Raw genomic sequence first — 8,695 nt, 5'->3', positions numbered from 1 at the left:
CCACGGCCCCAGGCGACATCACCATGTTCCAAGTTCCCTCCTTTCTCGCAGGCCGTTCGGCACCTGGCCGAGTGACACCGATGGCGCTGGCCCTGACCGCAGGGCTGGCGCTACTGGCGATACTGAGTTCCAGCGAGGTGCTGGCCGCTGAGCTGAAGGTGACCGCGGGCACACCGCTCAAGCGCTGGGTCGAGCAGGCCGAGCCCAACGATACCTTGCGGCTCGCACCGGGCCACTACGCGACAGGCCCGGTGATCATCGACAAGCCACTCAGCTTGGTCGCCGACGGTGCCGGTGTGGTGATCGATGGCGGCGGCAGCGGGACCCTGCTGACCTTGCGCTCACCTGGCATTTCCCTGTCCGGGCTGACCCTTCAGCACTGGGGCGGCGACCTGACCGCCATGGATGCGGGGGTTCACGTGGAAAGGACCGCCCATGGCGCCAGCATCGAGCGCTGCCGGCTGTCCGGCCCTGGCTTCGGCATCTGGCTCGATGGCGTCGATGACGCCCGGGTCCTCGACAATCAGATTCGCGGCGATACCCGGGTACGCTCCCAGGATCGCGGCAACGGCGTGCAGCTGTTCAACGCGCGTCGGGCGCTGGTCTCCGGCAACGATATCCGCCAGGTGCGCGACGGCGTCTATATCGACACCAGCAGCGACAGCGTGATCGACAGCAACCTGCTCGAAGACCTTCGCTACGGCGTCCACTACATGTACGCCCACGACAACAGCGTGACCAACAACCTGACCCGCCACACCCGCACCGGCTACGCCCTGATGCAGTCCCGTGGGCTGACGGTGAGGGCCAATCGCTCCATCGAGGATCGCAACTACGGCATCCTGATGAACAACATCACCGATAGCCGGATCATCGACAACGACATCATCGGCGTGCGTCAGGCACGCGACGCCCATGACCGGGGCCTGGTCAGCGGTGGCGATGGCAAGGCCATCTTCGTCTACAACGCCCAGTTCAACGTGATTCGCGGCAACCGCCTCGAGGACAGCGACATCGGGCTTCACCTGACCGCAGGCTCCGAGGACAACCGCATCAGCGGCAACGCCCTCATCCACAATCGCCGCCAGGTGAAGTACGTGGCCACTCGACAGCAGGAATGGTCCGAGCACGGTCGCGGCAACTACTGGAGCGACTACCTGGGCTGGGACCTTGACGAGGACGGCATCGGCGACACCCGCTACCAGCCCAATGACGCCATGGACCAGCTGCTGTGGCGACACCCGGAGGCCAAGGTGCTGATGGCCAGCCCGGCGGTGCTGGCGCTGCGTTGGGTACAGCGCGTCTTCCCGGTATTTCGCCCCGCCGGCGTCAGCGACAGCGCCCCCCTGATGACGCCTTCGAGACCTCGTTCCGCCACACGGACATCCTATCCATGACCCGCGCCACGACCTGCGCCACGACCCGCGCCACGACCTGCGCCATCGTCTTTGACGACGTCAGCCTGGAACACGGCGGCGTGACCCGCCTGTCCCATCTCAGCCTCGAGGTGAACAGGGGCGAGGTGCTCGGCCTGCTCGGCCACAACGGCGCCGGCAAGACCACCAGCATGAAACTGATGCTGGGACTGCTGTCGCCCACCCAGGGAAGTCTCAGCGTGCTTGGGCAACGGCCGGACCGAGCCGGCGACCGTGCCTTTCGCCAGCACCTGGGCTACCTGCCCGAAAATGTCCGCTTCTACCCCAACCTGAGCGGGCGAGAGACCCTCACCTATCTGGCCCGACTCAAGGGTCGGCCCACGACAGAGGTGGACGAGCTGCTGGTGCAGGTGGGGCTGGGTGAGGCCGCCGACCGACGCCTGGCGACCTGGTCCAAGGGCATGCGCCAGCGCCTGGGGCTGGCCCAGGCGCTGCTTGGCGAGCCTCGGCTGCTGCTGCTCGACGAGCCCACCAGCGGGCTCGACCCCGCCGCCACCGAGGCGGTCTACGCCACCATCGGAATGCTGAAGGCGCGTGGCGTGACGGTGGTGCTGTCTTCCCACCTGTTGCCGGGGGTCGAGCCGGTGATCGATCGTGCGCTGATCCTCGGCGAGGGCAAGTGCCTGGCGCTGGGCGACCTGGCGAGCCTGCGCGAACGCTTTGCGCTGCCCTACGTGATCGAGATGCGTGGTGCTCCCCAGGATCTGGCACTAAGGCTGATTCGCGAGGGCATCCCCGCCCGCTCTTCGTTGGCGGACGGTGGTCGACTGCGATTGGAAGTGGCCCCGGAGCACCGCATGAACGCCTTGAGGCTGTGCACTGCCTTTCAGGGGCTCAAGGACCTGGAAATTCGCCCCCCCAGCCTCGAGGCACTGTACCGACGTGTCCAGGACCCCAGCGGCCGCGATCCAGGCAATGGCAGTGACGGGAGCAGCGAGAGCGACGCCAGCGACCGCTACCAGGTGATCGACGAGTCCGACCACACCACCGTCTCACCATCCGCCGAGGACACGCCCTGATGCGCCTTCTACTGACCATCGCCCACAAGGAATTCCGTGACGGCCTGCGCCACCGCTGGGTGCTCGGGATCGCCGTGCTGCTGGGGGTACTGGCGCTGGGTATCGCCGCCTTCGGTGCTGCCGCCAGTGGTGGTACCGGCTTTACCGGCCTGTCCACCACCCTGATCAGCCTGTCGACGCTGTCCATGCTGCTGATTCCGCTGATCGCATTGATGCTGGCCTACGACGCCATCGTCGGCGAGGACGAGGGCGGCACCCTGCTGCTGCTCGCCACCTACCCCATGTCACGCCGGACCTGGCTGCTCGGCAAGTTCATGGGCCACGCCTGGGTGCTGGGCCTGGCCACCCTGTGCGGCTTTGCAGTCGCTGGCGTGGTCATCGCTTTCGCCACACCGGAAACCGCGCTGGCCGAGGTAGCCGCAGGGCTCACTACTCTGATCGTCTCCAGCGTGCTGCTGGGCTGGTCGTTTCTGGCCCTGGCGTACTGGATCAGCGCCCGTGCCGGCAGCAAGCAGGCTGCTGCCAGCCAGGCTCTGATCACCTGGTTCGTGTTCGTGCTGGTACTGGACCTGGCGCTGCTCGCCCTGCTGGTAGGCGTGCACCAGGGAGGGGCCTGGCTGCCCTGGCTGATGCTGGCCAACCCGGCCGAGTGCTTCCGACTGCTGGTGCTCTCGGCGGTCGAGCCTCATCAGGCCTCCGCGATCACCGCCCTGGCCAGCGCCACCCCCAGGTCGCCCTTGCTGCTGGCGCTGCTGCAGGTCGTCTGGGTGCTGCTACCCCTGGGTCTGGCGATCAGGCGATTCGAGCATCGAGCGCTGTAACCCGCACGCCCAGTTCAGCCGAATGCCGACGCTGCCTGCCGGCTATTGCTGCTGGCTTTTGCTGCCAGCTATCCCCCCACTCCGTCCGCCAGGACGCTCGCCTGGAGAACTCCCATGTTCCTTCCTTCTATGCTGCAACGCTTTGCCATCGGTGGCCTGATGCTGTTGTTGATCGGCTGCAACGACGGCACCTCTGACACGACTATCGGCCCCGCCCCCATCGGTGATGACGACATCTGCCATGTATGCGGGATGTTGATCGAGGCCATGCCAGGCCCCAAGGGAGAACTCGCACTCGATGGTGACAGCGAGGTCACCAAGTTCTGCTCGGCGGCGGAAATGCTGGTATTTCTTCTTCAACCCGAAAACGTCGAACGCCTTGCCCATGCCTGGGTTCATGACATGGCTCGCACCGACTGGGATCACCCCGGAAATGGTGCCTTTATCAGTGCACAGGAGGCCTGGTACGTGTCTGGCCATTCGCGGCCCGGCGGCATGGGACATCCGCTGGCGACCTTTTCCACAAGAAACGATGCGGAGGCTTTTCAGAGCGACCACGGCGGCATCATCGAGCGCTTTGATGAGCTTGAAATCGACCAGTTAACCCATATGAGCCGAGCAAACCACCCTTGAATAGGTATAGAAAATCCCGCAAATATGCAGCGACAAAAGCCGACCAAAAAAATTGCTAAATTTATGGATTTACCATGCTACATTCAAGAGACAATAAGATGGATGGAACATCCATGACAAGGAGCTAAACCGCGCATGTTATCTCATTGATATAGGTCATCTGGCGTAGGAATAATCGCACATCGCTACGCTTTAATGCGCCAAGCCTGCGTGAGATTTCTCGTCCCTTGCTAGAGTCGAAAGCATGAGCGAAAGCCTCCCTTCTCTTTACCAAGTCGCCCAAGGGGCGCCGGGGCACGACCAATGCATCTGACAAGATTTACCGACTACTCATTGCGCGTTCTGATGTACCTTGCCGAATCCGGCAGCGAACGCACCACGATCGCCGAGATCGCCTCACGCTTCGAGGTCTCACGCAACCATCTGATGAAGGTGGTTCAGGAGCTCAGTCGCCTTGGCTATGTCTCCGCCGTCCGTGGCAAGCACGGGGGACTGTCGCTCAAGCAGGCGCCGGGCAGTATCCACCTCGGCGCCCTGGTCAGGGATACCGAACATAGCCTCGCCCTGGTGGAGTGCGAAGGGGACGACAGCGCCTGCTACATCGCGCCCATCTGCCGCTTCAAGCAGATCGCCAACGAAGGGTTGACCGCATTTCTGGAGGTCCTGGATCGCTACACCCTGGATGACCTGATGACCCCTCAGTGCCGCCAGCGCCTGCACACCCTCAAGCTGATCGAGCTCGAGCCGGAGCCTGAAGCCGAGCCCGCCTGACGCGCCGAGGCAAGACAGGGTAACGCCACGACAGCGTACTCCGAGAATGCTAGCCTCCTGACCTCTGAGTTCTCTCGGTCGTCAGGAGCCAGCATGCCGATTCCGCCATTGTTTTCACCTCGCCGCGCCCGCCTTCTTCGCCTGAGTGTCGCCGCCGCACTGGTCTCCGTACTCGGGCTGACAGGCGTCAGCAGCCAAGCCATGGCGGTGGATTTCGACACCTCGGCCCACCAGACCCACCAGGACTGGCAGACCTTGATCGCGACCCTCGGCGACGAGTCCCATGTGCGAGCGGTCCAAAGGACCAGCTACAGCGACGCCATGCTCAGCGTCAACGCCACGCCAGGGCATTGCCGCACGCCCTGGATCGAGGTCAGAAGCGACCTTGGCCAACGCCAGGCCGTGAGCGAAGTGGTCAATCGCGTTCCCATCGACCTGCTGGTAGACGAGCAACGTGCCCAGACCGGCACGGCGGTGCTGTCCACCCAACGCGGTGACGACGGCCTCTACGTGCGCGTGAATGGCATCGACATGGACCTGCTGGCCTCGCGTCTCGCCACCGGTGAGCAGCTGCATCTGCGCCTGCGCATGACGCCCGATACCAGCGACTACTGGTTCATGAGCTTTTCACTGAATGGCGCCTTTACGGCATGGCAACGGATGCAGACCCTGTGCAGGGCTTCCTGATCCGGCAGCAAGTCCAGAGGCAATATAAAGGTGCGGGCGTCATGATGCCTGAGAGGGCTAGCGGCGCGCCTGCTTCGGGGACCTTCTTCGGGGACCTTCCCCGAATGCCTGAACCGGGTCCCCTGAAGCCGCTCAGGCGGGCCGCTCCATCGCCTGCAAGGTATCTCCCAGACCATCTTGCCGCTGCCCATCGCGACTCAACCAGCGCCGCGCGAAGTCATCACCGCTCAAGGGCCGTGACAGCAGATACCCCTGGCCAAGATCGCAACCTAGGGCACGCAGTGCCTCGAACTGCGCCGGCGTCTCGATGCCCTCCGCCACTACCGTCAGTCCCAGACGATCGGCCATGGCGATGATGGTGGCGACGATGGCGTGATCGTTGCTGTCGGTGAGCATGTCGCTGACGAAGGACATATCGATCTTGACCGCCTGTACGGAAAAGCGCTTGAGGTAGGCCAGCGAGGAATAGCCGGTCCCGAAATCGTCGATGGCCAGGGCGAATCCCTGCTGGCGCAGGGTGTCGGTGATGCGTATCGCCTGTTCTGGGTCTTTCATGAAGCCGCTTTCGGTGATTTCCAGCCCCAGCAGCGAGGGGGAAACGCCAGCCCGGGCGGCGATCTCGCAAAGCTTGATTGCCAGCTCGGGATCCTCGAACTGGGCCGCCGCCAGATTGACGTAGAGTCGCTCGGGAAGCCGGTCCAGCGATGCCTGCTGCCACTGCTTCAGCTGTCGGCAGGTCTGCTCCATGACCCAGCTGCCGAGGGCCTCGATCATCCCTTGTTCCTCGGCCACGGCGACAAATTCCATCGGGCTTATCCATCCCAGTTCGGCGTCGTGCCAGCGACACAGTACCTCGGCGCCGATCAGGTCCCCGCTCTTGAGGTCGACACAAGGTTGAAAGCGGAGCTCGAGACGTTTCGTGTCCAGCGCCTCACCCAGTCGAGAAGCAAGCACCAGTCGGCGCCGCAGATCACGACCCATCTCTGGTGCGTAGAAGCGGTAGCCGCTGCGGCTTTCCTTGGCATGGTACATGGCGATGTCGGTGTGCTTGAGCAGCTCCCTGGAGCTATCTCCGTCGTCGGGGAAGAAGGCGACGCCGATGCTGACGTCGACGTTGAATCGATGCCCCTCATGCACCACCGGGTCATTCAAGGCGCTGAGCAGACGCCCCACGACCTGGGCGGCTCCGATCTCGTCGGTCTGCTCCACCATGACGACGAACTCATCGCCCCCCATCCGCGCCAGGCTTTCCAGCCTGCCAAGGCAACCGCTGAAGCGAGCGGCCACCTCCCTGAGCACTTGATCACCGACGTCGTGGCCCTGACCGTCGTTGATCTCCTTGAAGCGGTTGAGGTCGAGGAACATCAGTGCCACCCGATATTGCTCGGTGCGAGCCCGGACAATGGCCGCCTGCAGACGCTCCATGAAGTGGACCCGGTTGGGTAGACCGGTCCCGGGATCGAAGAAGGCCAGATGCCGTATATGGGCGTCGCTGCGGCGCCGTTCGAGCTCCGCCGAGGCGCCTGCGGCAAAGATCCGCAACAGATGACAGATGGGTTCAGGATCATGCAGCGGCTGGCGATACAGCGCAAACAGGATACCGACGGCGTCGCCGTTGGCGTCTTCCAGGCGTCGGCCGACGTAGGCTTCCACAGCGAAGCCGACCATCTCCTCGGCGCGGGGATAGCGTTGGCTCATGCCTCGAGCAATCACATGCTCGCTGTCGCGAAAGGACCTCTCGCAGGGCAGCCCTTCGAAACTGTAGTGAAAGGGCTCCACCGGCTGGCCCGATACCAGGCCGGCGATCAGCGTCGCCTGCAACGGGACGCTTTCCTCGACGCGTGACACGAACACGGCGTCCGCGCCGAGGGCGTCGGTCAGACGTCGCACCAGCAGGGTAAAGAAGGCGTCGTCGCTGCGTGCCGTCACCAGTTCGGCCATGTCCAGCACCGCCTGCTGGGTGTTCTGCTGATGCTGGTGGGCACGCATGGCCTGCAAGCCAAACGACAGGTTGTCCGCAAGCTCCCTCAGCAGCGCCAGTTCGTCGGCGCCAGCGTGGTAGGGCTGATCCATCAACAGCACCAGCACGCCCCGTCGCTCGCTTCCCAGACTCAGCGGTAAGGCTACCTCCGCCACGACCCCGAATCGCTCGGCCCAGGACGGAGGCGCTACCGTACCTGTCGTATAGTCGGCTACCCGTTGCTCCTTGCCTTCATGCACCGCTTGCCCGCTGGGACCCAGGCCCTCAGGCGTGGTCACATCCCAGCTGAAACGCGCGTGACGCAACAAATCATCGGCGCCACCGGCGCTGACCAGCGGCAGGATGCTGCGCTCGGGGTCGTCCTGGGCCAGCCCCGCCCAGGCGTAGCGGTAGCCGCCCTGCTCCACCGCCAGCCGACAGGCCTCCTGGAAGATTGCCATCTCGTCGGAGAGCCGAATCACCGCACGGTTGACCAGTCGCAGCAGGGTCAAGGCGCGGTGGGCGCGCTTGAGCTGTCGGTTGGTCGTGTCCAGTTGGGTGGCGGTCTTTTCCAGCGCCTGCTCGGTGCGCCGATTGGACAGTTCGGCCCCGCAGCGCGCCGCGGCAATTCTCAGCACCTCCTCGACCAGGCGACGCTGGTGCAGTCGATGGCGGTGCAAGGCAACCAGAACACCATGCAACTCACCTTCGGGCCCTCGCATCGCCACTCCGGCATAGGCTTCTGCACCAAAATCTCGCAGCAGGACGTCGTCCGGAAAGGCACTGCAGACGTTCTCCGGATAGATGCAGGCTCCGCCGTCCAGGGCATCGCGACAGGGGGTGCCGGCAGTCTCGTACTCGACGTCTGGCTGATGCTTGCCGTCTGCCATCAGCACCATGGACCGCAGGCGTGAGCCGTCCGCGACAGGGGTCGCTATCATCATGGCGTCAGCGTTGAGGATTACCGCCAGCCGATCGACCAGATGCATGAAGAAGTCATCACCGATATCCCGAGACAGGCTGTCGGCTAGGCTTTGAAAGGCTCTGCGGGCATCCATCTTCATAGGCCGGGCGACGATCCACTGAATAAGGTAATCAATGGTATCGAGGATAGCTTAACTTCGGGGCACCCCGCCGCCTCGCCCTGGCATTCTGTGCCGTTTCCCCCAGGACCAGACATCATCCGGCACCAGAAAACGGCGACATCTCCAAGACAACTGTCCCAGAAAACAGAACGTTAGTACTAAGTCGCAAGCATCAACGGTTCATGCCGGTAATCGCACAGATTCGTACATCCTTCCGTCGTACGAGCCTAGGCGCTGTCCGAAAAGTCGACGAGCGAAGGTTAGACAAGGCAAAAATCGGTGA

At 63.7% G+C, this 8,695-nt stretch carries 7 protein-coding genes; 6 read left to right on the top strand and 1 reads right to left on the bottom strand.

Translation table 11 applies throughout. The annotated features are described in order from the left end of the window. The 6 genes from RBB39_RS20990 to RBB39_RS20965 all read left to right on the top strand — a co-directional run. The coding region (locus tag RBB39_RS20990; protein ID WP_371931888.1) for a nitrous oxide reductase family maturation protein NosD at positions 1–1,397 on the top strand (1,397 nt) is incomplete at its 5' end. Beyond that, a complete protein-coding gene (locus RBB39_RS20985; RefSeq protein WP_071211130.1) occupies positions 1,394–2,455 on the top strand; it encodes an ABC transporter ATP-binding protein in 1,062 nt (353 codons plus the stop codon). The genes RBB39_RS20990 and RBB39_RS20985, both read left to right, overlap by 4 nt. Further along, positions 2,455–3,276, top strand: a complete 822-nt coding sequence (locus RBB39_RS20980; RefSeq protein ID WP_045993541.1) for an ABC transporter permease — start codon at positions 2,455–2,457, stop codon at positions 3,274–3,276. Before RBB39_RS20985 ends, RBB39_RS20980 begins: the two co-directional genes overlap by 1 nt. Before the next feature lie 129 nt (positions 3,277–3,405). Continuing rightward, positions 3,406–3,909: a nitrous oxide reductase accessory protein NosL gene (locus RBB39_RS20975; protein WP_253028492.1), complete on the top strand. Its 504-nt coding sequence runs from the start codon at positions 3,406–3,408 to the stop codon at positions 3,907–3,909. A 303-nt stretch (positions 3,910–4,212) separates the two neighbouring features. Then, entirely contained in the window at positions 4,213–4,680 is a 468-nt protein-coding gene (locus tag RBB39_RS20970) for an Rrf2 family transcriptional regulator (RefSeq protein ID WP_045993543.1), read from the top strand. A 93-nt stretch (positions 4,681–4,773) separates the two neighbouring features. Further along, positions 4,774–5,367 (top strand): hypothetical protein, encoded by a 594-nt coding sequence (locus tag RBB39_RS20965; RefSeq protein ID WP_045993544.1) that lies wholly within the window; start codon positions 4,774–4,776, stop codon positions 5,365–5,367. A 132-nt stretch (positions 5,368–5,499) separates the two neighbouring features. Here RBB39_RS20965 and RBB39_RS20960 read toward each other — a convergent pair whose 3' ends face one another. After that, complete coding sequence (locus RBB39_RS20960; RefSeq protein ID WP_162197835.1) at positions 5,500–8,385, bottom strand: EAL domain-containing protein; 2,886 nt, start codon at positions 8,383–8,385, stop codon at positions 5,500–5,502. Positions 8,386–8,695: the final 310 nt, after the last annotated feature.

The organism is Halomonas sp. MMSF_3323 (assembly GCF_030733595.1).
GTDB lineage: Bacteria > Pseudomonadota > Gammaproteobacteria > Pseudomonadales > Halomonadaceae > Halomonas > Halomonas litopenaei.
This window is presented reverse-complemented; position numbering and strand designations above follow the sequence as displayed.

Bases quoted from the DNA above. Each gene is read 5' to 3' on its own strand.
- RBB39_RS20985 (WP_071211130.1), top strand. From the start codon at position 1,394: ATGACCCGCGCCACGACCTGCGCCACGACCCGCGCCACGACCTGCGCC.
- RBB39_RS20980 (WP_045993541.1), top strand. From the start codon at position 2,455: ATGCGCCTTCTACTGACCATCGCCCACAAGGAATTCCGTGACGGCCTG.
- RBB39_RS20975 (WP_253028492.1), top strand. From the start codon at position 3,406: ATGCTGCAACGCTTTGCCATCGGTGGCCTGATGCTGTTGTTGATCGGC.
- RBB39_RS20970 (WP_045993543.1), top strand. From the start codon at position 4,213: ATGCATCTGACAAGATTTACCGACTACTCATTGCGCGTTCTGATGTAC.
- RBB39_RS20965 (WP_045993544.1), top strand. From the start codon at position 4,774: ATGCCGATTCCGCCATTGTTTTCACCTCGCCGCGCCCGCCTTCTTCGC.
- RBB39_RS20960 (WP_162197835.1), bottom strand. From the start codon at position 8,385: ATGGATGCCCGCAGAGCCTTTCAAAGCCTAGCCGACAGCCTGTCTCGG.